The 25,258-nt window shown below is 47.1% G+C and carries 24 protein-coding genes; 4 read left to right on the forward strand and 20 right to left on the reverse strand.

What is annotated here, in order from left to right; translation table 11 throughout:
- Window positions 1-5 precede the first annotated feature (5 nt).
- Genes G4D54_10635 through G4D54_10650 form a run of 4 tightly spaced genes read right to left on the reverse strand, consistent with a single transcriptional unit; the run spans window position 6 to window position 4,674 of the window.
- Window positions 6-1,034: a HAMP domain-containing histidine kinase gene (locus G4D54_10635; GenBank protein QJA02866.1), complete on the reverse strand. Its 1,029-nt coding sequence runs from the start codon at window positions 1,032-1,034 to the stop codon at window positions 6-8.
- Window positions 1,031-1,735 (reverse strand): response regulator transcription factor, encoded by a 705-nt coding sequence (locus G4D54_10640; protein QJA02867.1) that lies wholly within the window; start codon window positions 1,733-1,735, stop codon window positions 1,031-1,033. The genes G4D54_10635 and G4D54_10640 overlap by 4 nt, the downstream gene beginning before the upstream one ends.
- Before the next feature lie 16 nt (window positions 1,736-1,751).
- Window positions 1,752-3,902 (reverse strand): ABC transporter permease, encoded by a 2,151-nt coding sequence (locus G4D54_10645; protein ID QJA02868.1) that lies wholly within the window; start codon window positions 3,900-3,902, stop codon window positions 1,752-1,754.
- Window positions 3,892-4,674 (reverse strand): ABC transporter ATP-binding protein, encoded by a 783-nt coding sequence (locus G4D54_10650; protein ID QJA02869.1) that lies wholly within the window; start codon window positions 4,672-4,674, stop codon window positions 3,892-3,894. Before G4D54_10650 ends, G4D54_10645 begins: the two co-directional genes overlap by 11 nt.
- A 445-nt stretch (window positions 4,675-5,119) precedes the next feature.
- Here G4D54_10650 and G4D54_10655 point away from each other — a divergent pair, with 445 nt between their 5' ends.
- The 4 genes from G4D54_10655 (at window position 5,120) to G4D54_10670 (ending at window position 7,625) form a co-directional block, all read left to right on the forward strand.
- Window positions 5,120-5,485 carry a helix-turn-helix transcriptional regulator gene (locus G4D54_10655; GenBank protein QJA02870.1) on the forward strand — a complete coding sequence of 122 codons (366 nt, stop codon included), beginning with the start codon at window positions 5,120-5,122 and terminating at the stop codon, window positions 5,483-5,485.
- A gap of 243 nt (window positions 5,486-5,728) precedes the next feature.
- Window positions 5,729-6,058, forward strand: coding sequence for a MobC family plasmid mobilization relaxosome protein (locus G4D54_10660; protein QJA02871.1), 330 nt, complete (start codon window positions 5,729-5,731; stop codon window positions 6,056-6,058).
- Entirely contained in the window at window positions 6,019-7,365 is a 1,347-nt protein-coding gene (locus G4D54_10665) for a relaxase/mobilization nuclease domain-containing protein (GenBank protein QJA02872.1), read from the forward strand. Before G4D54_10660 ends, G4D54_10665 begins: the two co-directional genes overlap by 40 nt.
- A gap of 2 nt (window positions 7,366-7,367) precedes the next feature.
- Window positions 7,368-7,625 (forward strand): hypothetical protein, encoded by a 258-nt coding sequence (locus tag G4D54_10670; protein ID QJA02873.1) that lies wholly within the window; start codon window positions 7,368-7,370, stop codon window positions 7,623-7,625.
- A 179-nt stretch (window positions 7,626-7,804) separates the two neighbouring features.
- Here the strand turns inward: G4D54_10670 and G4D54_10675 are convergent, their stop codons facing one another.
- From G4D54_10675 to G4D54_10750, 16 genes are all read right to left on the reverse strand, one after another.
- Window positions 7,805-8,167: a conjugal transfer protein gene (locus tag G4D54_10675; protein ID QJA02874.1), complete on the reverse strand. Its 363-nt coding sequence runs from the start codon at window positions 8,165-8,167 to the stop codon at window positions 7,805-7,807.
- On the reverse strand, window positions 8,164-8,370 hold the full coding sequence (locus G4D54_10680; GenBank protein QJA02875.1) for a conjugal transfer protein: 207 nt from the start codon (window positions 8,368-8,370) through the stop codon (window positions 8,164-8,166). Before G4D54_10680 ends, G4D54_10675 begins: the two co-directional genes overlap by 4 nt.
- Before the next feature lie 2 nt (window positions 8,371-8,372).
- Window positions 8,373-9,317 carry a hypothetical protein gene (locus G4D54_10685; GenBank protein QJA02876.1) on the reverse strand — a complete coding sequence of 315 codons (945 nt, stop codon included), beginning with the start codon at window positions 9,315-9,317 and terminating at the stop codon, window positions 8,373-8,375.
- 3 nt (window positions 9,318-9,320) lie between these two features.
- Entirely contained in the window at window positions 9,321-13,154 is a 3,834-nt protein-coding gene (locus G4D54_10690) for a DUF4316 domain-containing protein (protein ID QJA02877.1), read from the reverse strand.
- A gap of 154 nt (window positions 13,155-13,308) precedes the next feature.
- On the reverse strand, window positions 13,309-15,399 hold the full coding sequence (gene topB, locus G4D54_10695) for a DNA topoisomerase III (protein ID QJA02878.1): 2,091 nt from the start codon (window positions 15,397-15,399) through the stop codon (window positions 13,309-13,311).
- 16 nt (window positions 15,400-15,415) lie between these two features.
- Window positions 15,416-15,604 (reverse strand): hypothetical protein, encoded by a 189-nt coding sequence (locus G4D54_10700; protein ID QJA02879.1) that lies wholly within the window; start codon window positions 15,602-15,604, stop codon window positions 15,416-15,418.
- Entirely contained in the window at window positions 15,601-16,329 is a 729-nt protein-coding gene (locus G4D54_10705; protein ID QJA02880.1) for a DUF4366 domain-containing protein, read from the reverse strand. The genes G4D54_10700 and G4D54_10705 overlap by 4 nt, the downstream gene beginning before the upstream one ends.
- Entirely contained in the window at window positions 16,319-16,576 is a 258-nt protein-coding gene (locus G4D54_10710; protein ID QJA02881.1) for a DUF4315 family protein, read from the reverse strand. Before G4D54_10710 ends, G4D54_10705 begins: the two co-directional genes overlap by 11 nt.
- A 32-nt stretch (window positions 16,577-16,608) precedes the next feature.
- Window positions 16,609-18,645 (reverse strand): CHAP domain-containing protein, encoded by a 2,037-nt coding sequence (locus G4D54_10715; protein QJA05187.1) that lies wholly within the window; start codon window positions 18,643-18,645, stop codon window positions 16,609-16,611.
- Window positions 18,646-18,694: 49 nt separating this feature from the next.
- Window positions 18,695-21,130 (reverse strand): conjugal transfer protein TraE, encoded by a 2,436-nt coding sequence (locus tag G4D54_10720; protein QJA02882.1) that lies wholly within the window; start codon window positions 21,128-21,130, stop codon window positions 18,695-18,697.
- The gene (locus G4D54_10725; GenBank protein ID QJA02883.1) at window positions 21,078-21,482 is read right to left on the reverse strand and encodes a PrgI family protein; all 405 of its coding nucleotides are present in this window, start codon (window positions 21,480-21,482) and stop codon (window positions 21,078-21,080) included. Before G4D54_10725 ends, G4D54_10720 begins: the two co-directional genes overlap by 53 nt.
- A gap of 21 nt (window positions 21,483-21,503) precedes the next feature.
- A complete protein-coding gene (locus G4D54_10730; GenBank protein ID QJA02884.1) occupies window positions 21,504-22,373 on the reverse strand; it encodes a hypothetical protein in 870 nt (289 codons plus the stop codon).
- Between the two features lie 16 nt (window positions 22,374-22,389).
- Complete coding sequence (locus G4D54_10735; protein QJA02885.1) at window positions 22,390-22,605, reverse strand: conjugal transfer protein; 216 nt, start codon at window positions 22,603-22,605, stop codon at window positions 22,390-22,392.
- Between the two features lie 198 nt (window positions 22,606-22,803).
- The gene (locus G4D54_10740) at window positions 22,804-22,971 is read right to left on the reverse strand and encodes a hypothetical protein (protein ID QJA02886.1); all 168 of its coding nucleotides are present in this window, start codon (window positions 22,969-22,971) and stop codon (window positions 22,804-22,806) included.
- Window positions 22,964-24,751 (reverse strand): type IV secretory system conjugative DNA transfer family protein, encoded by a 1,788-nt coding sequence (locus G4D54_10745; GenBank protein QJA02887.1) that lies wholly within the window; start codon window positions 24,749-24,751, stop codon window positions 22,964-22,966. The genes G4D54_10740 and G4D54_10745 overlap by 8 nt, the downstream gene beginning before the upstream one ends.
- Window positions 24,748-25,224: a PcfB family protein gene (locus tag G4D54_10750; GenBank protein QJA02888.1), complete on the reverse strand. Its 477-nt coding sequence runs from the start codon at window positions 25,222-25,224 to the stop codon at window positions 24,748-24,750. The genes G4D54_10745 and G4D54_10750 overlap by 4 nt, the downstream gene beginning before the upstream one ends.
- Window positions 25,225-25,258: the final 34 nt, after the last annotated feature.

Here is a 25,258-nt window from a genome sequence, read left to right on the forward strand (position 1 = left end):
AGACGTTACACTTTTGGAAACGTCAAGGTTACGGTTGTTCCACCGTATGAATTGTTTTTAAGCTCCACCGTGATAAATAAGTCAGTTGCCATTTTCTGAACAAGGTATAAGCCCATACCTGTAGAACGACTAAGGTAACTGCCCGTATCTCCGGTAAACCCCTTGTCGAAAACAAAGGGTAAGTCAGACAATGGTATGCTTGTGCCGTTGTCTTTGATAGATAAAGAAATCTGTTCACTATTCATACTATCAGCTATGGAAAATATGAGCCGTGGGGCAAGGTTGTTTCCCACATATTTCACACTATTACTGATTATCTGTCCTAAAATGAACATCAGACCTTTTTTGTCAGAAATCACTTGATAATCGTTTTCGGTATATTCAATAGAAAATCCGGCTTCTTCAAGAAGCGTTAAATTATCTTCAACTGCTTCACGGCAAGTTCCAAGAATTGAAAGCGACTCAAAAGAGTAATCCTTATGTGTAGCCCCAAGCCTTGAAAAGTATAGAATTTGTTCTATATCCTGTCGGGTATGGTCGCGTACATAAAGCATACGAGTATGAACCAAAGGGGACATTTCATCTTTTCGATTATCCAGTAGCAAGGTCATAAGGGATAGTGGTTTTTTGATTTCATGCACCCAATTTTCAACATAGTGTTCATAGTCTGTAACTGTAATTTTCTGTTCGTTGATATATTCTTGCTGCGTCCTCAAATGTTTTCCCAATTCACAGATAAGAGGGCGTATTACAGCGGGAACAGCTTCACACAGTAAGTATTCGTTGGTATCGTCCGGCTCTAATAGAAAACGCCGAAAAATAGCGTCTGCCTTGTTACGTTTTCTGATTGATATAGCAAGAGGAATAGCAAGTGCGGCAAATGACACAAAAATTATCAATGCAGCATAATTTATAAAATAATCAGGGTTAGCCAACCAAGCAAGAAATATAAAGAACAAGTCCAAACAGGCAAGTGTAATAATCCATACCCGGTTAGAGGAAATATAGATTAAAAGTATTTTCAACTTATTCATAAGCGCACCTGCTCTTTCAAGCGGTAGCCTTGACCGCGCACTGTTTCTATACGTTCTTCAAGACCAAATTCACGAAGCGTTTTTCGCAGCCGAGTAAAATTTACTTGTAATGCATTTTCGTCTATAAATTCTTCTGTTCCCCATAGTCTAATGCATAATTCTTTTTTAGAAACAATCTTAGGGCTATTTTTCAAGAGAGCAAGTAATATTTTTCCTTCGTTCGGTGGCATAAGGTAAGAGCTATTCCCTACATAAATTGTAAAGGTATTCGGGTCAAGTAAAAAACCACCTCCATCAAGTAACCCTTGCTGTACCTGTTCTTCTTTACGTCGAAGAAGATTTTTAATTCGGGCAAGTAAACGTGACATATTACAAGGTTTTGTTAAATAGTCATCAGCCCCCAAGTCTAATGCGTGCAGTTCGTCCTGCAATTTATCTCTTGCAGTCAATACGAGTACCGTACCAATCTGTTTAGCTTTCAACTCTTTACATATTTCAAAACCCGAACGAAAGGGAAGATTGATGTCAAGCAAAATTAAGTCGGGAAAATATGCTGCTATTTCTGATACTGCGTTTTCAAAATCCGATAATCCAATCGTATCATATCCCGATTTTTCTAATAAGTTCAACAGTTCTTCTCGCATATAAACATCATCTTCAACCACAACTATCTTTGCCAATATGTCCGCCTCCTTTCCCATAATATTTATAAGCCTGTTAAGAATTGGGCTTGTAATTGAGCTTTCCTATTTCACGATTAGCTGTTCGAGCAACAGCCACACCGTAAATTACCATAACAAGAACAACAATAACAGCCATAGCAATTAAAAGAGGATAGGACTGTTCAAGGTGTGCCGCTCCTGAATATAAATATAGCTGCATGGCATATATCCCTACTGCTCCGCTGATACACGCTAATATAAGAGGAAGCAGGAAATACCATAATACTTGTTGGTTGATAGAACGCTTAATTTGTTCACGTCGTGCTCCTAAAATAGAGAGTGTTAGATACCTTGATTTTGTAGTTTGCATTTGCGTCAAGAATTGCAGGGCAAGTAATGCACACGCAATAATCAAAAACATAAATCCCATGTATAGTGTTGTATAACTTCCGGAAATAACATAAAATAATTGTCGCCCAAAATTATTAAGATAGCTTTCGTAATATAGACCAGATGGTTTTAACAAATCACGAGCTTCCATAATCGGTAACATTAAACCTTTTGTTTCAACAAGTTCATTAGGAATACAAAAGTTCCAATAAACCATACAAGTGTCTGAATTTACAAATTCTGAATATATCTCATCTGAAACAATCAATGCAGTTATAATCTTGATATTTTCATCTGCGGTCAACCCTTTCATCGGTACAGAGGGAACAAGATAAAATGGTCTTTCGTTGATAGAAAGCAACGCTTCATTATTCGCCTGTGCGTCTGCTGCAATTTGATTTAACAGTGTAACCGTTTCATCTTGAGCATTACCTAAAAAATCTGGGTTGAGATAATAGACAACTTCATTGTTCCCAAGGCTAATCTGTTTTTCTCCCGCGGCATCCAATAACCGATTATAGGAAGATACAGGAAGCAAATAAGGAGAAGAACTACCAGTATCAATAAGACCTAAAAGGTTTAAGGCAGCAGGTTGGTCGGAGCCAAAACTATACATACCATCTTCTTGTGTGGCAGGGTCTACTACATCTTGAGGTAAATGCTGCACGATTTGTTTCCTAAATTTCGACCAATCAACAGGAGAACTTATCCCATCCGAAGCAGTGGATTTTATATTTCCTATTTCCATACGGTTCAGATTTGATACATAAGGACGAATTTGTTCGTTGGAAAGATACTTCTCAACAATTTGGTCGTTGCCCATTACAGTAAAGTCATAAACAGAAGTACCTCGTGTCAATTCACTTCCATATGACATTATGCGCACTGAGCCGTCGGTAATTAACATAATAGTAAGCATCATCAGAATGGACGCTACGCTGATTGAAATATATTTATTAACGACATTTTCATGCAACTGCCGTAAAGTAAATACATAAAGTCCTCTTGTGGCTTTGTGTTTTATAGAAGCTGCCCATATACTCAAAATTCTTGCAAGTCCTCGAATAAATAGAATTGTTCCGATAATTCCAAGTAAAACGGCAATAAGCAGCATTGCCCCACTCGCAGCCATAAAATGCTCTACAACAATCCAGTACGCGACAAGCAAAATTACGGTGCCTATAGCAAACGATACGAAACTTACATATGGATTCCCTGTGCGTTGCTTTTTCGCCATCTCTCCATAAACAAGTTGATGTAGCTCTTTACGGAACAGCTTTCCGCATAGAACAAACAATGCTACAAACTGAATAATCAAGAAGCCTAACGATGTGAAAATAGCGGCACTTACAGAAAAACTTAATTGGTGTGTAATGATACCATGCCCTACTAAACGCGCGGTTGTAAGACTTATAGCTTCGGATAAAAAGCCACCGCATACAAGCCCTCCTAAAAGAGCTAAAAACGACGTGATTAGCCCCTCTGTCATTATTTGAATAAATAATTTAATCTTTGTCATTCCAAACATCAAATAAAGCCCCAGTTCTCGACTACGACATTCAAGTTGATATTTGTTTGCAAATACTACGAGAAAGAACACAAATAATAAAGCACAAAGATAAACCGTCGGTAAAAGATTAGTAAGCAACCGTTCTACTGCGTCGCTCTCAATTTCACTTAAAAAACGTATTACGTCCTGTTGTCCAAGAGAAAGCACTATATAAAACATTGCTACGGCTGTTATCATTGTCAGAAAATAAATTAGGTTTTCGCTACGGCTCCGTTTGGCGTTTCGCCATGTGAGATTAAAGAACATTTGCACTTCCTCCCCCCATTTGAGCCATCACTTGTAAAATACGTGCATAAAAATCTTCCTGTGTTTCATTTGGAATTTTACGACGTAACTCATGGAAAATAACACCGTCTTGAATGAACAAAATACGAGAACAGAAACTCGCGGCGTTAGGGTCATGCGTGACCATTAGGATTGTGCGTCCACGCCTAAGATTGATTTCCTGTAACTTCTCCATGAGTAAACGTGCTGATTTTGTATCTAATGCACCTGTAGGTTCATCAGCCAAAATAATATCGGGGTCAGAAATCAAACTACGTGCAGCAGCTACGCGTTGTTTTTGACCGCCCGACATTTGTGACGGAAATTTAGAAAGAACGTCTGTAATTCCAAGAAAATCTGCTATATCTTTTAGCTTTTTTTCCGCTGTAACAATGTCAATATTATGAATTGATAAAGGCAATATAATATTTTCTTTACCAGTTAGATTATCAAGTAAAGCAAAATCTTGAAATAGATAACCAATCTTGTTGCCACGATATTCAGCCAACTTCGTGCCATCAAAAGAGCTTATATTGGCACCTGAAAGTAAAATTTGTCCAGAGGTTGGTTTAATGACCGTAGCAATACAATTCAACAATGTTGTTTTTCCAGAACCGCTGGCTCCCATAATTCCCAAATATTCGCCATTCAGAACATCAAAGGTAATTCCGTTTAGTGCTTTTGTTGGAACCCCCTCTTTGGAATATGCTTTGTGCAAGTCGCGTACTTCTAATAGTTTTTTTGTATCATTCATATCTCACACCTCACATTTTTTGCTTACGCTTATCTTACGAATATAATTTTACTGCATAAGAAGCAACCACACCACTTACAGTTGTTGTAAGGTTTATTTGTTTGTTTATTGTATCTGCATTTTATGTTGTTTCTTTCTCATATCAAAAGGTTTTTCCGCGTTTTTTGGTATCAGCCACATATACCCCAGTTTTGAAACGCCCGGTATGCGATTTTCGCTACAAAGTATCTGTACTCGTCTTTCAGAAATTCCCCATTTCTTTGCCGCTTCGGGACAAGACATATATTCCATAATCAAAACGCCCTTTCCTCAAATTTTACCAGTATAATTATACTCGGATAGCCGAATAATATCAAGTATATGATATGCTCTATTTCAGTCAATAATGTGCTGTGTGTAATCATATCTCGAAAGGAAGATGAAATATACAATGTAGTTGGGTGAAATGACTATGAAGCAGAACAAAGAAAAATTTGATTTTAAGGCTTTCGGGCAAGCCATTAAAGCAGCAAGAAAAGCAAAGGGAATATCACGCAATCAGTTAGCCGATACGCTGAATATTGCGCCCCGATATATCGCGTCCATTGAGAACAGCGGGCAGCACCCAAGTTTACAGATTTTATATGAGCTTGTAACCCTGCTTGATGTATCAGTAGACCAGTTCTTTTTCCCGGAACGGGAACAGGAGAAATCCACGCGCCGCCGTCAGCTCGATACTATGCTTGACGGTATGAGCGAAAAAGATTTGAAAATCCTGTCTGCTACTGCAAAAGGAATAGAGGAAGCCAACAACGACGAAACGGGGGAATAAAGTTCTCTCGTTTTTGTTTATATAGAGTGATTGAAACGTCGCAGATTGCGGCGTTTTTCTTTTGGGAAAGTTCGTCAAATTTGCCGTTCCCGGTGTTGTAGGTAGTAAGGGATAAAGTTTCGTAGCAAGCATAGGAAAAGAGTACCCTTTTCCGTATTTTCGCCCTCCCGTCCTGCGGTGCGTCGGTTGAAAATTGCTTGTTGGGAAGTGTCCCAAACCCTCGGAATGGAAAGGAGCGATTGCATGAACGGACGCAAAAGAAAAATACAAATCAAATTCTATGTAACAGAGGAAGAAAGGGCATTGATTGAACAGAAAATGAAGCTTGTCCCTACCCGGAACATGGCGGCGTATCTTCGCAAGATTGCCATTGACGGGTATATCATTCAGACAGACCATAGCGATATAAAAGGCATGACAGCAGAGATACAGAAAATCGGGGTCAACATCAATCAGATTGCAAAGCGTGTCAATGCGACAGGCAGCGTTTACCAAGAGGACATAGAGGAAATAAAGGGGGTGCTTGCGGAGATATGGCGGTTACAAAGATTAAGCCTATTAAAAGCACGTTGAGCAAAGCCCTTGACTATATCCAAAACCCGGATAAAACAGACGGGAAAATGCTTGTGTCCTCCTTTGGGTGCAGCTATGAAACGGCAGATATTGAGTTTGGATTTACGCTTGCACAAGCCATAGATAAGGGAAACAATCTCGCCCACCATTTGATACAGTCCTTTGAGCCGGGAGAAGTAGATTATGAGAAAGCCCACGAAATCGGAAAGCAGCTTGCCGACGCGGTAACAAAGGGACAGCATGAATACGTCTTAACTACCCACATAGACAAAGGGCATATCCATAACCATATCATTTTTTGTGCGGTCAATTTTGTTGACTACCATAAGTACAATTCCAATAAGCGCAGTTACTACGGCATACGGAACATGAGCGATAAGCTGTGCCGGGAAAACGGGCTGTCTGTTGTCGTTCCGGGCAAAGGCAGCAAGGGAAAAAGCTATGCAGAATATCAAGCGGAAAAGGTCGGTACAAGTTGGAAAGGCAAGCTGAAAATTGCCGTTGATACGCTTATCCCCCAAGTAGCAAGTTTTGAAGAATTGTTGCAGCGGTTACAGGCAGCGGGTTATGAGATAAAGCCGGGAAAATATATCTCCTGCCGCGCTCCCGGACAGGAACGCTTTACCCGTCTGAAAACTCTCGGTACAGATTATACAGAGGAAGCCATAAGAGAACGGATAGAGGGCAAACGCACAAAGGCAGCGAAAGCTCCCAAAGAGCAGCGCGGCGTATCGCTGCTTATTGACATTGAAAACAGTATCAAGGCACAAGAGAGCCGGGGCTATGAACAGTGGGCGAAAATCCATAATCTGAAACTGGCTGCAAAGACTATGAATTTCTTGACAGAACATAAGATTGAGCAGTACGCAGATTTAGTCAGCCGGATTGAGGAAGTAAATGCGGAAAATGAAAAGACAGCAGACGCATTAAAGAGCGTGGAAAAGCGTCTTGCAGATATGGCGGTGCTGATGAAGCACGTTACTACCTACCAAAAGACAAAACCTGTCTATGAAGCATACCGCAGGGCAAAGGATAAGGACGCATACCGGGCAAAGCAGGAAAGCAGTCTGATACTCCATGAAGCGGCAGTAAAGACACTGAAAGCGGCGGGCGTTACTAAACTCCCCAATCTTGCCGCCATGCAGGAAGAATACGGGAAACTACAAGCGCAAAAAGAAGCCCTTTACGCTGATTATGGCAAGCTGAAAAAACAGGTCAAGGAATACGACGTTATCAAACAGAACATAGACAATATTTTGCGGCAAGGCAAAGAGCCGGAACGGAAGAAAGGAAAGGAACGGGAATAATTATGAAAATGGTTGGTATTACACCATGTTACAGAATAACATTAGAAAATGGCAGTTATGGCGTAGAAACTTATATTAACGCAGACAGTAAAATCCAAATTACTTTTGAGGACGGAAATACACTTATCGGATATATAGAATGTGTGGAATATGGAACTTATTCCGATGAAAATGATACTCTGGTTATAAGGGGAGAGAATGGAGAGCTGTATATCCTATTGGAAAACCGAATAAAGGATATAGAAGAACTGCACGAATAAAGTAAAAGAACAGGGCGCAGACAGCCAACAAAAGACTGTCCGCGCCCTGTTTTATGTAGGTGCGTTTTTGGTATCTGTTACGCAATAGAACGTCATTTTTAGGGGATAAGGTATAAAACCCTTGCCGCGTCATTTTCAAGCACTGAAAGCCCCGTAAATCAAGGCTTTTTTTGCCCCTACTACGTAACAAGGGCGCGCCGTTTTCTCATGCGCTCCGCTGCCTGTCTGCGGGTAATACGCTTCCGGCAGTCCGGGCAGTATTTGACGCTGTTAGAGGTGGACGCAAAAGAAGTTCCGCACTCGGTACAACGCTTTTTATCCTCGGTCTTGAAAAGCTCTGCATACAGCAGCTTATCAAGGGGCAATACGGCGGTCTGAAACCATTTGCAAAGAAGCGAATAGGAAATAAGCTGCGGGCAGACACATTCCTCCCCGTCGTCCAGTAAAATACAGTGTCCGTTATCGCAGTTGCAGCACTCCTTTTTTATAAGGCTGTTGACTTTCCGGCTTTGGGGTGGTGTAAGCCGCTTTATCCCGGTCATACCTCATCAGCGGCGAAAATAGCAAGCTCCGCATACTCATTTTCTGTCAGAGGTGCGATTTTCGCAAGGGTGCGTTTCGCCAGTTCCCGCATATCCTCGTCCATGAACGGCAGCGCAGCGTTGATGTTTTCTGTAAGCCCACGTTTGCCGTCCTCATTGTAAATGCTCAACAGGTTTGTTTCTTCAACTGTCAGTCTAATCATGCTCATACCTCCAATTCGTGATTTTTTGATTTTACAGCCGCCTTTTTCGGGGCGGCTTTTCTTTTGTCAGCGGCAAGCTGCGCCCGGATTGAGGGGCGCACCCTGCGAATATCTGTGCCCCGGTTTTCATTTTTATCAATCAAGGCGTATGTTCCATGTCTGCCCTCGATTTTGGAAAAGGAAAGTGTCTTATAGGGCAACATGGAAAACAGACGGTCGGTGTCCTTAGAGGACGCAAGCTGCATAAATGTCGGGGACAGCTCCACCATGAAATGTGTCCTATTAGGGCTATTGGGCGTGTCCCTGCGCTTCATTTCCTGCACAATGCGCCGCGCTTCGGCTTCAATCAGCCCAGCACGCAGGGCGGCGGTATGTTCCTTGAAGTCGCCCGGTGTCAGTTTATCCCGTTTTTGCTTTTCTTCCCGTAAAAGGAATTGTAGCGCGTCCGGGTCGTTGGGTACTGCTTCAAAGTGTTCAAACTTCCCTAAAGAAGTATCGGGATTTCCGTTAAAATGCTGTCCGGCGGGTATCTCCCTTGTCCCATGCTCATAAATCAACTTGACTGTGTCGGCGGCAAGCGCATTGTCCTTAACGCGCTCATACTGCCTTGCATAGTCAAGCTCATAAAGATTGCCTTTGATTTTCCCGCGCTCCCTGCCCGTCAGCTCGACGGCATAGGCAAGAACGCAGTCGCAGGTCTGCTCTTTGTAAAAACACCATGTATTGTGGGCGGCGGTATCCTTTAGGAACACGTCGCGCTCCTTAAAACAATGCGTCCCGGACGGGCGGCAAAACCATAGCAGCGTCTTATCCTCTCTGTTAGGGCTTGCCGCTGCTTTTGCGATAATCTCCTTGTCAATGTCAAAATCACTTTGGAAAAATCCTGTATTCTGCCGCATGATAGCGTCAAGAGAAGCGAAAATATCCACGTTTTCAAACTTATTCATGCGTCAGCTCCTTTCCAAATCCTGTGTTTTCTGTTTTGCCTGTTTCTTCGGTGTCTGTTCTTTCGCTGCTTTAAGCTGCGCCCGGATAGAGGGCTTCTTTTCCGTTTTTGCTGCCTTGCCACGTTCCTTGTCAGCCTTGACAGTTTCCGCAAGGTCAACAAGGGAAATGGTTTCTCCTGTCTTTACCTTTGCTTCCAATTCTGCGACGGTCGGGGTGTTGTTTATCTGCCCGTCAATCATGTTGTAGTTTTGCTCGGTGGTCTGCTCGGCAGTTTTCAGATAGTTTTCCGGCTGCAAAAATTCCGGCACTTTCTTATAACCGAAGCTGTCTACATAGTGGGCGGTGTCCTGCCCGTTCTGATGAAGCACCACTACGTCGGAAACAGAAAGGCTGTGTCCCTTAAAATCTTTCGGGTGGTCGATATTAAAGCGGGTGTAAATATCTTCAAGGGAAGTCCCCGGCGTAAGAGGTGCGGAATAGACAAGGGCATAGTTTTTCGGGTCTACCCGGTGTCCGGCGGCAATCAGACGGTCGTAAGGCTCAAAACGCAAGTCCCTTGTTTCGTCCCCGCCTTTTATCTGATAAATGGAAAAGGTGTCTTTGTCCTGTGGGGCTTCCTGCTCCGGCTGCTCCTGTGCGGGTTGTTCCTGTGCAGCTACCTTTTGCTGCCGGATATGCGCCCGCTGTAACTCGGTAGGCTTTTCCCCGGTAAGGGGAGCAATCGCTTTCACATAATCAGCCGCATAGTAGGCGTTACTGGTAAGCTGCCGCTGCCATGCCCCGGCTTTTGGCGACCAACGGAAGCCATTACTTTTTAAGGCTTCCCGCGTGGCTTCGTCCGGCTTATCCTCAAAGAAGATTTGCAGTCGGTTCGCTTCGGTGTTTGCTTCCACCTTGCCGCCGTCAAATTCCCAACCTACAAAACCGATTTCTTTTTGCTGTGAAAGGGATTTGATACGGTCTTTCACGCGCCGGATTTCTGCGCTGTTGTTGGATAACGCCCAAGTCGCAAAGGGCTTGTCCTCCAAATGCCAACTGCTCGCCATGTCTGCTTTCAATTTTTCCAGTTCCTCCGGCGGTAAATGCGGGCAGCCGTCAAGGGTCTTATGCTTGCGGTAGTAGGCGTTTACGGCTTTCATGGTTTCCTGTGATTTTTCAAGGCTTTCCAGTTTCTTTTCTAACTTCTGTACTGCCTGCGGGTCGTCTGCGCTGATACCGCCCATGCCGGTACTGCGGATTTTATCAAGAAGCCCTTGTATGTCCTGCCATTCCCGGTAATTGCTGTCGCGGGCTGCGTTCTGCTTTTCTTTCTTCCTTGTGGGGAAGTTAGAGCCGCCCGCAATCAGGATAGAGGGAACACGCGCGTCAATCTCATAGCCTTTATTCATGTTCGCCGCCAGTTTCCGGGCATAGGTGTCAAGCAGGCTGTCGATTTTCTCATGGTACATCGGGTCTACCCGCTGTTTCTGCCTTTCTGCAAGTTGTACGGCTTCATCTACATAGTGCCTGTATTCAGCCGTCGCGCTGCCTTGCTTATAATCGGAAAAACTGTTCATATCCTTTGCACGTTTGGCGGCAGCTTCATTGATAGTATAATAAGGGGCGGCGGGTGCAGCCTGTTCCGGCTGTGCTTCTTTTTCCTGTACCGGGGCTGTTTCTTCGGGAAGCTCCGGCGCGGCTGCTTTTGTTTCGGGCTGTTTGGCGGCTTCCTGTGCGGGCTGTGCCTGTTCGGTGGTCTGTTCCTTATCCTGTGCCTTTTGGATTTCTGCAAAATGTCCGTCTATGGTATCAATCAGATTTGCGGCGGTGCTGCGGATTGTTTCAAGAGAGCCTTTCAGTTCTGCAAGTTCTTTTCCGCTGCTCCACCCGGCGATATACCCAAAAGAATAGTCCGACGTATCAAGCCCGTAATGTTGGCAGACCGCATAGGCGACGCTTTCCGCCTGTACCTCGCGGGTGCGGCGGTCGGGGCGTTCCGGCATGGCAAGGGCGGTATCATGCAGCGTGGCGTGGGCGATTTCATGGATTGCGGTCTTGATATTCTGCAATTCGTCCATGCCCTCGTTGATGAAGATACGCTTTTCCTCATAATTGCAGCGTCCTTTTACGCCGCCGCTTAGTGCTTCAAATCCCATAGCAAACGGGGAAGTCTTTTCAAGGGCAGCGAAAAAATCCTTGTATTGTTCCACGTTGCCCGTAAGCTCATAGGTAAGGGCAGGAAGTTCTTTTCCCTCGGTCTGTGAAATATCAAAGACAGATACTACACGAAAAGCGGGTATCTTGATTTCTTTTTCTTCGGTAACAGGTTTTCCGTCCTTATCGAAAACAGGCTTTTGGGTGTCCGGGTCGATTTTTTCCACCTGCTTCTTGACGGTAAACGGGGACGGTGCAAGTATCTTGATAGCTTTTTCTCCGGGCTTTACATGGCGGTCAAATTCCTTTTCCCATTGTTTATAGCCTTTCACAAGATTGCCGCCCTGCATGGCGATAAGGATTGTATTGTTAAGGCTGTAATCATGGAATTTTGACATGGTACGCAGATAATCGGCGTAACGGTCGCTTTCATACAGTCCTAAAATTCCCTGTTCCAGTCGGTCGGTAATCTCTTTCATTTTATCGGCGGGCTTTTCAGAAGATAGGATAATCGGGAGAACCGGGGGCTGCTCTGTGGCGGCGGTTTGTATGGCTGCGGAAGCGTCAAGGTCTGCCTGTTCCTTTTCCTGTACTGGCGGCTGCGGCGTTACCCGGTATTCCTCCGGCACGTCGCGCCCGTCGTACCACTGTGTAAAGGTGTTGCGGTTATTGTAGATATAGCCCTGCTCGGTAAAGCTGCCCCCGTCATTGATAGCAGCGTCCCGCCCGTATTCCTCATACATGAAATATTTTTTTGCTTCTTCGGGCAGCTCCAACTCGTCCAGTTCTTCAATCAGATAATGCCCGTAATCTTCCTCACTCTGTACGGACGGGTAAAGCCAGTAACAATCAAGGTTTTGTGCAAGGTTGATAATATCCTGCAAGTCCCTTGTATGGTCGCCGTATTCCATAGCTGCAACAAATTTTTCCCGGTCGTCGTCAAACTGCATTTTCAAAAGTTCGCTCAAATAGTTCAGTTCGTCAAGGCTTTCAAGCTCGGTCAATTTTCCTGCCAGTCCTGCAATAGAGGACTGGTATTCTGTGATATGCAGCTCCCCGTAGTTTTTGCCGTCTATCCCGATACGGTCAAAGACTTCTTTCAAATGCTCGGCAGTCGTGGGGAATGATACCCATTCGCCCGCAGGTCTGCCCTCGGTGTACTTTCCAAGATTAGAAAGATACCCGCTTAAAATCGTTTCTACCATGCGTTCGCTCCTTTCGTTTTCAATCATACGGTGCATAAGTTCGTAGTCCTCCATGCTCATGCTCCCGTCAAAAATATAGGGGTCGGGTTCTTCGCCGTCCCGGTAGGCTTTTTCAGAGAAAGGAAGCCCCGCAGCGTGGGCGGCGGCTCTTGCTTCCTCGATAAGCTCCGGCGGCAGCCTGTCGTCGTGGGCTTCGATAAATTCCCCGATATTGCTATATCCGTTTTCGTAGTGGCGGCGCACCCCGGCGGTCAGCTCGTCAAGGTTCATATCCTCGCCAAGATAGCCGGAATAATAGCCGTTTACCACAACGGCGGCAGGGTCAGCCTGTTTGATTTCTTCCATGCGGCTTCTGTCCTCCGGGTAAATGTAGTCGCTCATTTCAAGGTGGAAATATTCGGCGTTCCAAGAACGTCCCGTTTTCCAAAACGCCACCCAAGCGATACCGTCCCTTAATTCTTCTTGATAGTCCTTTACGGTGTCCCGTAAACTTGCCATGTGTAACCTCCTTTCTTCGGTTTCAGAGGGTAAAACCCTCCATAAAACAGAGGGTTTGGGAAACTTCCCAACAAGCAAAAATCCCCGCCGTTCTCGGTAGAGAAAGCAGGGATTTTACGGAAAAGGGTACTCTTTTCCTATGCTTGCTATTCAGTTATTTCTTCTTCGACAGTTCAATGCGGTAGTTGACATATTTCCCGCCTGTATCAGCCAATACGATAGTTCCGTCGTAGGTTTTGCCCGTCTTTGGGGAATAGAGCTTTTTCACATTTACTTTGCCGGATTGTAAGAGTGCAGCGGCAATTTTGGGGGTAAAGGTTACTTTTCGTTCTTCAAAGAAACGGTCATTTTTCCACATGGTAAAGCTACATTCCTTATTGCTGCAATAGTAGTTTTTCTTTCCCTCATAGACAGGAGAACCGCAGCGGGGGCAGCTTCCCAACGCTTCCCGTTCCGGCTTGAACATCTGCGCTTTATCATCAGAAAGAAACGGATAGGTCTTTACCAGTTCCCGCGCCATATCCTCGATACCCTCCATAAATGCGGCGGGGTCTGCCTTGCCTTTGGCAATCTGCGTCAGATTGTTTTCCCATTCTGCGGTAAGCTGCGGGCTTGTCAAGGTGTCCGGCAGGACACACACAAGATTGATACCGTCCTTTGTGGGAAGTAGCTGCTTGCCTTTTCGCTCCACAAAGCCGCCCTTTACCAGTTTTTCAATGACGGCGGCGCGGGTGGCGGGAGTTCCAAGCCCTTTGCGTTCTGCGTCCGGGTCGGTGTCCTCACTTCCGGCGCGCTCCATAGCAGAGAGCAGCGACGCTTCGTTGTGAGGTTTTGGCGGTGTTGTGTCATGCTCCGTTACCTTTGCCGTCGGATTTTCAAAGGTCTGTCCCTCGGTAAATGGCGGCAGGGTCTTTTCTGTGTCACTGTCTGCGTCGTCCGTTTCGGGCTTGTTCTTTAAGGCTGCCCTGTATCTTCGGTCAATCTCTTTCCACCCGTCGGACAGCACCGTTTTTCCCCTTGCGATAAAAGACTGTCCGGCACATTCAAAAACTGCTGTAACCGCTTCAAAGGTATGCGGTGCAGCGGTCGCCATGAGCAGACGCGCCCCGGCAAGGGTAAGGATATTCCTTTCGCTTTCCGGCAGCGTGGCAAGGTCGGTCTTTGCAAGCTCCATAGTCGGGATAATGGCATGGTGGTCTGATACCTTTTTACTGTTCAGCACCTTTCCAAGCTCCGGCGTGAAGTCTTTTCCCGCCATAAAAGAAAATTTCCCACAAAGCAGCTTGATAATGCCCGCCGCTGTGTCGCTCATGTCGTCGGTCAGAAATGCGCTGTCTGTTCTCGGATAAGTAAGAAGTCTTTTTTCATACAGAGATTGTGCAAGGTCAAGGGTCTGCTTTGCGGTATAACCGAACAGGCGGTTTGCTTCCCTCTGTAAAGAAGTAAGGTCAAAGAGCTTCGGCGGGGCTGCGGTCTTTTTCTCTTTCACAAGGGAAGCACAGACTGCTTTTGACACTTCGCAAGCAGCTTTCAGCTTGTCAGCTTCGGAACGGTCAGATAGTTTTTCGCTTGCAGCTTCCGCGCCGGATAAGACAAGGCGCACATGGTAGTATTTTTCTTTCTTAAATGTGGTAATCGCTGCGTCCCGGTCAACAAGCATTTTTAAGGTCGGGGTCTGTACGCGTCCCACGTTCAAGGTATGATTGTAAAGGACAGAGAAAAGGCGGGTGGCATTGATACCGATTAACCAGTCAGCCTTTGCCCTGCACAATGCGGAAGCAAAGAGCGCGTCGTATTCCTCGCCGTTCTTCAGACGGGAAAAGCCCTCTTTGATTGCGCTGTCCTCCATAGAAGAAATCCAAAGGCGGCGCATAGGTTTCTTGCAGCCCGCCATTTCATAGACAAAGCGGAAAATGAGTTCGCCCTCGCGCCCCGCGTCGCAGGCATTGACGACTTCGGAAACGTCTGCCCGGTGCATAAGCTCTTTTAGGGTTTTGAATTGCTTTTCCTTGTCAGAAGCAACGGTGTACTTCCATTCCTGCGGCAAAATCGGTAAGCTGTCATAGCTCCACTTTTTATATTGTTCCCCGTAGGTGGCAGCTTCCGCAAGCCCTACCAAATGTCCCACGCACCAAGAAACGATATAGCCGCTTCCTGTGAGAAATCCGTCTTTCTTTTCCTTTGCCCCCAGTACGGCAGCGATTGTCTGTGCCACACTGGGCTTTTCTGCGATAACTAAAATCAAATATAAGTTCCTCCTTTCAGCGTTCCGGCTCGGTTTTCTTTTTCTCCTGTACCTGTTTCAGACAGTACCCCACACAAGGGGACTGTCCCTTGTAAGGGCAGGAAGCACAAGCAGGGGGATAAGGAACAGGCGGCGCATTATCACGCCGCCCGTTCGGTTTCTGTATCATCATCTTTTCAAAGGGATTGTTGGTAAACAGGGTCATAGGGTTTCTTCCTCCGTTTCTTCATCTTCGGGAGTTTCCCCGGTATCTGCTTCCGGCTCGTCCTCGTCGTAGTCCTCAAATTCAAAATCTTCAAGGTCGGTATCGCCCTTTACATTCTGCTTCGGCTTTAGAAACTTAAAGTAGTAGAACGCTGCGCCGCCACCAAGCAGGGCAAAGAGGACTAAGGCAAGCACCACACCGGGATTGCCGCCTTTTTCTTTCAGTTCTTCCGGCTGCTCCGTTGGTGTTGGGGTAGGTTCTTTGCCTGTGCAGCCTGTCATACTGGTAACACATACCGGGCAGGACGTGTTTACCTTTCCGACTTCGCATTTTTCCGTACAGTTACAGATTTCCGGCTTTTTGGCAGCTTCGCCGTTTTCGGTCAGTGCCATAAGGTCGGCTTCGTCCACTTGATTTAGGAAATGTACGGTCTGTTCGCCCTCGGCGGCGCGGTCAATGAGGATATAGAAATAGTTGCCGCCTTTGGTGGTAACAGTGATAAGTTGCTTATTGCCGCCGTAATCGTCAACCAGTGTAGCGTTTCCCTTTGGGGTAAGGGGCGGCGTTTCCTCTTTTTCCTCCACAACTACATTACTGTCGTTGGTCGCGTCCCCGGCGGGCGGCTCTGTGGCTGCGCCCTGTGCATAGGCAGGGACAGAAAAACCGCCCATAAGGATAAGGGCGGCACAAAGGGCAGTCATGGTCTTTTTCAGTTTATTCTTCATCTGCATTTTCCTCCTGTTCGTTTTCTTCTGCGGGTGCGGCAGTCATGCCGGGAATACCGCCGCCGGACAGCATAGCGTTCAGTTCCTGCGGGGTCAGACGCATAGCTCGTACAAGCTGCACGATTTCAAGGTTTTCCGCTTCGGTTTTCTGCGCTTCCAGTCCTTTTAACTTGTTCTGATACTCTGTGATTTTCTCGCGGGTCTTTGCGATTTCCTTATTGATACGGTCGATTTTATTGTTTGCCATAGGTCATTTCTCCTTTCTTTTTTTGGGCTGCTTTACCAGTTCATCAGCCCGTAGCCTTTGATACATTGATAGTTAAGGTCATAGCTCTTTATCTTGCAAGCGTCGCCGGAATTGCCCTCAACGGTATAGACGCGGCTGCCGTCCCTGCCAAGCACAAGCCCCACATGGTCGGCAACACCGTCTAAATCCCAATCGAAAAAGATTGCGTCGCCCGGTGCGATATTCTCATAGCCGCGTGCGCCCCATTGTCCCCTTGACTGAAACCAAGGGACACCCTGCCATTCGCAGCCCGCAAATCGGGGTTCGCTTTTTCCGGCTTGATTGTAGCACCATGATACAAAACAGGCGCACCATTCCACGCGGCTGTTAAAGCCGTACCAAGACCAGTAAGGGTAGCCGCCCACGTTTCCGACTTGCTGTTTTGCAAGTTCCATAAGCTCTTGATTTCCGGGGCGCGTACCGTTTACAAACTCCACGCCGCTTAAATCCTCAGACGGGCTTCCGTCGGGAGAACCGCCGCCAAAAATCAGCGGTTTGTTGCCGCTTGTTTCCAAGTACACATGAAACATTTCAAGCTGCTGTGGCGTAAGAAGTTCCTCCGCAAGCTCGGAAATCAGCTTATTTGTCAGTTTCACATTCAAGATGTAATACTCATAAGGGACTTCCTCGGTGGTGGTTTCCCCGGTTTCCGGGTCGGTACTTGTTTCGGTGCGGTAGCGTATTTCCACTTCCTCGGTCAGCGTCAAGGTGTACTGCATGGAAAAGATACGTTCAAGCTCTGCCTGTGCGCTCTGCGGGGTGTAGCTCTGCAAGAGGGCGGTCAAATAAGACGCAAGTTCGTGGGGGTTATGCCCGATACTGTCAAGGTCGTAGCGGTATTCATCATAGCCGGGGTGGGTGCTTTCGATATTGTCAATCTCACTTTGCAGCCCGTTTTCCAATGCGGCATAGTTGTTTTCAACTGCCACAAGGTCGCTGTCCTCGGATGTGTAGGAAGTGCCAAGCACCCCGTTTGTCAAGCCCGAAAACATAGCCCCGCAAGAGGACAGCCCTGCGGAAATCATAATAAAGAGAAGCAGCGCGGCAACTGCAATCAAAATGCCCGCCGGGTGTCTTGCCGCAAATGCGGCGGCTTTCCTCGTTTCCTCGGCGGTTTTCTTCGCCGTCTTTCTTGTGGCTTCCGCTGCGGCTTTTGCCCCTCCTTTCTTTGCCGCCTTTGCATACTGGCGTTTTATCTGCTGTTTCTGCATGAAACGGGAAAGCGGGTTAGAAGTAAGCTGCGGGTTGTCGTGCAGGGTTTTGTGATACTGGAAGTTGACGTTTGCCTTAAATGCTGCCTTTTCTGCCTTTGCCGCTTCCCGGTAAGGTTTCAGCTTATGGCTGCGGTAGCCCTGTTTTAACTTCCGCGCCCCGTATTTCGCGCCGCGCTCGGCAAGTTCCTCCGATTTATGCGCCCCCTCAACGCCGGAATTGTCCTTTTCAACGGAATGTATCTTGTTGTGGACGAAAATCCCTGCTTCCTGTGCGGGGCGGGACAGCGGGTTTCCTTTTTTGCCGCCGGGTATCGGTTTTTCCTGTTCTTCAAAGTGAAGTCGGGTCTTTGCCTTTCCTGCGGCTTCGTCAAAGGTGCGCTCCTTAACCAGTTTCTTTTGCTTCGGGATAGCTGCCTTTGCTGCGTCCAGTCGGTCAGCGGCTTTGTTTGATTTCTCAATATAGCATTCCAGTTCCGGGACGGCAAGTTCTTCCTCGGTAAACTGCAAGCGGGAAGATGTTGTTTGTACGGTAACTTCCTCCTGTGCTTTATGTACCGCTTTTTTACTGGCTCTGCGGGTCTGTGCTGCTTCGATATGCTCCATAACGCGCTCTGCTGTGGCGGTGTCCCTTGCGGGGGAAGCTCCCGGTGCGTGGGGTAACGGGGAAGTTTGGGACGCTACACCTTGAAGCTGCGTCCCGTCCTGCGCCGCTTGCTGCTCCGGGGACTTTTGAAAATCCGCGTCCTGTTCCCGTTTACTGATACGCTCGGCGGTCTGCTGTGTTTCGTTTACCTCAATAAGCCCGTCGCGGGTCATTTTCTGTGTGATTTTATCGCGGGATTTATATTGCTTCATGGTCTGCACCTCACTTTCCGCTTTCGGAAACTTCCTCCGGCTTCGTTGTCATTACCCTGTAAAGCTCGGTATCTTTCGGGAAGCGGTCTACAAAAGGCAGCACCACATTTCCATAGAAGATAAGCCCCTCGCCCGCTTCGGTGTGGGTAACATACTTCATCTGCTGCGGGGAAATATTAAGCTGCTTTGCAAGGATAGTACGGTCGCCCTGCGCTTGATTGAGCATGAGGACAAAATCGCTGTTCTCAAAGATATTTTCCACCTCGCGGCTTGCCAAAAGGTCTTTGACGTTCTGCGTAATGGCTGTTGGGATACCGCCCCATTTACGGAAACGCTTCCAAATCTCCACGCTGTAAGCGGCGGTCTGTTCCTCTTTTAAGAGCAAGTGAAATTCGTCCATATAGTAGCGGGTCGCCTTTTTCTCTGCCCGGTTTATCGTTACCCTGTTCCATGTCTGGTCTTGCACAATGAGCATACCTAACTTTTTAAGCTGCTTTCCAAGCTGCTTTATATCAAAGCAGACAAGGCGGTTAGAAAGTTCCACGTTGGTTCTGTGGTTGAATACGTTAAGGCTGCCGGAAACATACAGCTCCAATGCCGCCGCGATACGGGCAGCTTCCGGCTCCGGCTGTCTTAACAGCTCGTCGTAAAGGTCGCCCAAGATAGGCATTTTTGCCGGGTCGGGGTCTGCAAGGAACGGGCGGTACACATTTCTTACAGCCCTGTCAATGACGGTCTTATCGACAGGCTGCAAACCCTCCTTGCCTCCGATAACAAGCTCGCAAAGGGAAAGGATAAAATCACTTTTCAGCGCAAGGGGGTTGTCGTCCTCGCTGTAATTAAGGTTTATGTCCATAGGGTTTACATACTGGGGCTTGCCGTCAATGCCCCTGCCCGTAGGGGAAAGACGTATCACTTGCCCATTAAGACGCTGCACAAGGGAAAAATACTCGGCTTCCGGGTCGCAGATGATAATGTCGTCGTCGGTAATGAGGAAAGCATTTGTCATTTCCCTTTTTGCCGCAAAAGATTTTCCGCTTCCCGGCGTTCCCAATATAAGCCCGTTGGGATTTTTGAGCTGCTTTCTGTCGCAGAGTATCATGTTGTTAGAAAGGGCGTTCAAGCCATAGTACAGGGCTTGCCCCGTCTGAAAAAGCTCCTGCGTGATAAAGGGAATGAAAATAGCGGTGCTTGATGTGGTAAGCCCCCGTTGTATCGGGATAAGGTTTTCCCCAATCGGCACACTGGATAAAAGCCCTGCTTCCTGCTGATAGTCAAGGCGTGTCAGGCGGCAGTTGTATTTCTGTGCGATACCCGCCGCAGCGAAAATATCATTTTCCAGTTTCCGCTTCGTGTCTGCCATGTTTACCACAAGGAACGTAAGGAGAAACATTCGCTCGTTGCGGCTCTGTAAGTCCTGCAACAAGTTCTTTGCTTCGCTGCCAAAGGTGGCAAGGTCGGACGGGATTATATCCATGTCATAGCCGCTTCTAACCGCTTTTTTCTGTTCCTCAATCTTCATCTTGTCAAGGTCTGTGATTTTGCGCTTAATGGTCTTGATTGCTTCCGACTGGTCGATACTGCGGATATGTAAATTGACGATTACCCCTGTTTCCAAGTCCAGTATGTCGGCAAGCATACGGTCGTTAAGCTCCGGCGCAAGGATTTCAAGGAAGCTCGCCGCGCCGATTTTCTTCCCCATGCGGAAATATCTGCCCTCGCCAAAACGGAAAGAGGACGGGGCGATAAAATCCTTTGTAGACAGCCCCGACGGGGTAAGCCAGTCAAAGGAAAAGGAGAACGGCTCGCCCTCCGGGTGGAATACCCCATGCAGCACCTTTAAGCGTTCATAGCCGGATAAGGGGCGGGCGGTTACGCCAAGCACCTTGAAATTGTTAAACACGTCGGTTTCGATACGGGAAAGTCTTGATTTTGCAGCCGCCTTGTTATCGGCTTCAACGGTAAAGGTAATGTATTTGTGCTTCACAAGCCCGTTGTTGCCTTTACTAAGCTGATTTTTCAGCATATCCGAATACTCGGTGCGGATAGAGTTAAAAGCGTCCTCCTGTGCCGGGATAGTGATAGCTTTTTCTGCCTGTTCCCGCTGCGTCCCTTGATTGATGAAAGAAAGCTGCACGCTCACGCTCGCGTCAAAGTAGTTGAGGAAATCGCACCAGTTTTCAAAAATGGCGGTCTTATCGTCTGCCTGTGCAAGCTGATAATTGATGTCCTCGAACACGACGCACTTTGAATATCTCTTTTCCGTAACCTTGCAGATACCGTCCGGGTACATGGCAAGGTAAGGAATGGTCTGCTGTGCGGTGCGGGCTTTGCCGTCCCCCTTTGCCTTTCGGATAGCTTCGGCAATCTGTTTCTTTTCGGCGCGGGTCAGCTTACGCCTGTTTCCTGCGGCTTCCCGCGTCTTTTTTGTTTGTCCTTTTGACAATCGCTGATACCTCCTTTTCAAGTTTTCGCTGCTTTTCCAAGACAGCGTATAGGTTTTCGGTTCTGTAAGGTCGCTCCTTTGGGCGGGTAAACTTTGTCTGAACGACATTTCTTACCACCACTTCAAGGGGCTGCCCATGTTTTTCATACATGGCAAGCAGGAAACAGGGGAGCATGACGACAATCATCGCCATAGCCGCAAGGTTTGTCCCTGCGCTGCCTTTGAGCAAAAAAAACAGCGGCAGTCCGATTAAGAGAGCCGCCGCAAAACAAACGATTTGCCGCTTTGTCAGATTGAAAGCGACTTTTGTTTTGACTTTGGAAAGGTCTTTGGGTACAGGTACATACGCCAAGAAAATACCTCCTTTCTGCCCTTAGTGGGCGTTGAATATGGATTTTGCCAGTGTGCCGGATTTGAACAGGGAAAAACAGAGGATAACCGTATAGGCGGCAAGGGAAAATACCGCGCTGTGCAGATTGTCTGCGATTATCATATCGTTTACCAGTACGGCGTAAATACCGACACATATCATAATGAGGAAGCCTTGAAAACCAAGAGCGAACAGCCCTTTTAGGTAGTTGTTTCCAATCTGTCCCCATTCTCTGTTGGTCATGGTCGCAAATGGAATAGGCGATACCGAACAGTAAAGGTAAATCTCTATCATTCTGCCGTAGAGGATAACGGTTATCAGTACGGACATGATTTTCATGCAAAGGCTTACAAGGCTTGTTTCAAGCACAAGTAAGAGCAGTTCGGGGATTTCCATATCTTCAAGCCCCTCCTGCATGGCGGCAAGGGCTTCGGCAACGTCGATATTCGTATCGCCGCCGATAACCCCCGCTGCGCCGGAAACGATATGCTGCGCCATATCAAAGACCGCCATTGTGATGTTGAACGTGTTGGTTACGATAAACACCGCGACAAAGGCTTTGAATATCCACTTAAAGAACATGAATGTGTCTATGTCGTGCATATTGTTCTTTTCCGTTACCATGCTGATTAGCTCGTAGCATAGGACATAGGTAATGACAAGCCCCGCAATCGGAACGATTACATTTTCAGAAAGGGTCTGTATCATGCTGAAAATATTTGCGTTCCAACCCTGCGGGGTCTGTCCTACCTCGTTTGCGATAGTCCCGACTTTTTCGTTTACGTCCCCGAACATAGTTGACAGATTACCGTTTATCGCTCCGATAAGGATTTCCTTTATCCATTCGTTAATCGCGTCAAGTATGCTCTGCATAGGCAGCTACCCGCGCTTAACCGAACAAGCCGGAAAGCAGAGGTACAAGGATAGTGCCGATAAGGGCAACGCCGCCGCCCGCCATGAGCTGCTTAATGCCCTGTGATTTTGCGCCCGGATTATCATTTCCGTAGCCCTCCAAGAGATTGATAACGCCCCAAATGCCAAGTCCTGCTCCAAGAGCGATAACCAAAGTCTGTAATACGCCGATTGCGCTGTTGAAAAATTCCATAAAACTCCTTTCTGCCGCAAATGCGGCTTGCCCGTAAAAGGGCATAAAAAACGGCGGTCAGTTTTCAAACTGCCGCGGTCATAAGTCCCCGCGCTGCCTAAATGTCTGCTGCGCGGCGGTATTCAGTTGTCAGTGTGGGCGATAGGAATTTTTGTAGGGGCGCGTATCATGCAAGTTGTCTTTTTCTTTGTTACTGCGTCAATTCCTCCTTTCTTTTCGCTGCTGCTCATACAGGGCTTCACACCGTTTCACAAACTGCCGGATAGCAGCCTGCCGCTGCTGTTCCCGTCGTTCAGCAATCGAAACAAGCCCGTTTATGGCTTCTGTGATTTTCTTGTCCTTTTTCTTTCTGATACGTCTATTCATGGTCGGTGTCCTCCTGCAAATCGCTTTCGCTGATTTCGTAGTAGTCAAATACTTCGTCCGGCTTCACAAGGGCGGGTCTGCGCCTTAAATGCTTTTCCATATCAAAAGTATTTTTCTTGTCATAGTCGGAAAGATATTTATAGTTGGGGTGCTTTGTAATGTCGTACTTATCAGAGAAGAACGGGCGCACCCCTCGTAGCTGTAAAATACATTTCCCGCCGTCCATAACCGCTATTTCATCTTCCGTCATAAGCTGCTTGCCTAACTTCTGATAGTTCAGCCCATGCGATACCTCGCGCCCCCGGTTCTCGGAAGTGTTGAAGCTGTCAATGGTTTCTTTCCCCAAGATTTCCGACATTTCTTTGAGGGTGGTTTTCTCCTTGCCGCCCAAGAAAAGGGTGGTGTCGCAGTTGCCGACTATGGTATCGGCGTTGTCCTTATAGATTGCCTTTAACTGGCTTTGCGACTGTAAGATAATCGACGCGGAGATTTCCCGGCTTCGTATGGTGGCTATGAGCTTTTCAAACTTCGGTATCTGCCCGATATTTGCAAACTCGTCTAACAGACAGCGCACATGGACGGGCAGCCTGCCGCCGTATTCATCATCTGCCTTGTCGCAAAGCAGATTGAAAAGCTGCGTGTAAAGAATACTCACGACAAAGTTAAAAGTATCGTCGGTGTCGCTGATGATAACAAACAGGGCGGTCTTGCGGTCGCCTATGGTGTCAAGCTCCATTTCGTCGGTTTCCATAAGGTCGCGCAGCTCCTTAATGTCAAAAGGGGCAAGCCGCGCACCGCAGGAAATGAGAATAGAGCTTCGTGTCTTTCCCGCAGATAACAGGAATTTCTTGTACTGCCGGACGGCAAAGTGTTCCGGGTCTTTTTCCTCCAACCGTTCAAACATGAGGTCAACGGGGGACTGAAATTCCGGGTCGTCCTCGCGGGCTTCACTGGCATTTATCATTTCAAGCAGCGTCGTGAAGTTCTTTTCTTCCTCCGGGGCTTCGTACCAAATGTAGCCGATAAGGGCGCAGTAAAAGAGCCGTTCCGATTTTACCCAAAAATCCTCCCCGGCTTTTTCCCCGTCCCCTTTGGTGTTGGCAATCAAGGTATTTACCAGTTTCAAAATGTCTTTTTCGCTGCGGATATAGGCAAAGGGATTATAACGCATGGATTTCTTAAAATTTATCGTGTTCAGCACCTTTATCCGATACCCGCCGCGCTGTAAGAGCTTCCCACACTCGACTAAAACCGTACCTTTCGGGTCAGTTACAACGTAGCTTGAGTGCATTTGCATTAAGTTGGGCTTCACAAAAAATCTCGTCTTGCCGCTGCCGCTTCCCCCGATAACAAGGATATTTTTATTCCTTGCATACTTCGGCTGCTTCGGGCGGCTGTTCATGGTAAGCCGTTCCGTCTGTGTCAGAAGCACGTTATTTTGAAATACCGGGTCGGTATAGGGCTTTATATCTTCGGCGTTGCCCCAACGGGCTGAACCGTATTCGATACCTTTTCGGTATTTCTTCGCGTTCTTGCCTTTGAAGTACACCATAAGCCGGATAAGGACAGCCCCCACAATACCGATAAGCAAATCCATAGGGGCAAGGCTCGGAAGCGGGGTTGCAAAGGCAGCGGAAAAGCCGTCTGCAAGGGAAAGCACCTTGCCGGAAAGGTCAGCCCCCGGCGCAAGGCGTACCGCTTGTCCGATTTTGTCAAAGAGATAGACAAAGAGCAGATAGGGGGCATTTAGGATAAGCAGCTTTTTAAGTTCCGGCTTCATAGCGATACCTCCCTGTCCTTTTTCTTCACTTTGTCCTTCTGTGCGTTCAGAGCTGCCGCCTTGTCTTTCAGAGTGGAAAGCAGCTTGCGGATAGAGGGCTTTTTATCCCTGCCTAATTTCTTTGCGGTAAATTCCCGGAACGCTTCGGTCATAACGTCAATATCCTTGCCCTTAAAAGACACAAGATAGGTCGGCGGCTTGCCGTTCTCAATCTTCTTGACGTTGTAATCAAGCCCGCTTTTCCTTGCGATAGGGTCAAAGGCTTTGATATTTTGGTCGGTAATCTCAATGTTGGAAACCTTTTCTCCCTGCTTCATAAGCTGCCGCATAGTGATTTTCCCATGCGGGGCTTTGGTTAGCTGCCCTTTGCCTTTGGCAAGCAGGGCTTTCATAGCCTTTTGCAGCACTTCGGCGGTCAGCTTAGATGTTTTGATTGCTAAAGACACGACTTTTTCATTGACTTCATCTTGCATGAAATCCCTCCTTTCATAGTTTGGTTAGGGTGGT

The organism is [Clostridium] innocuum, assembly GCA_012317185.1.
In the GTDB taxonomy this organism is placed as follows: Bacteria; Bacillota_I; Bacilli_A; order Erysipelotrichales; family Erysipelotrichaceae; genus Clostridium_AQ; species Clostridium_AQ innocuum.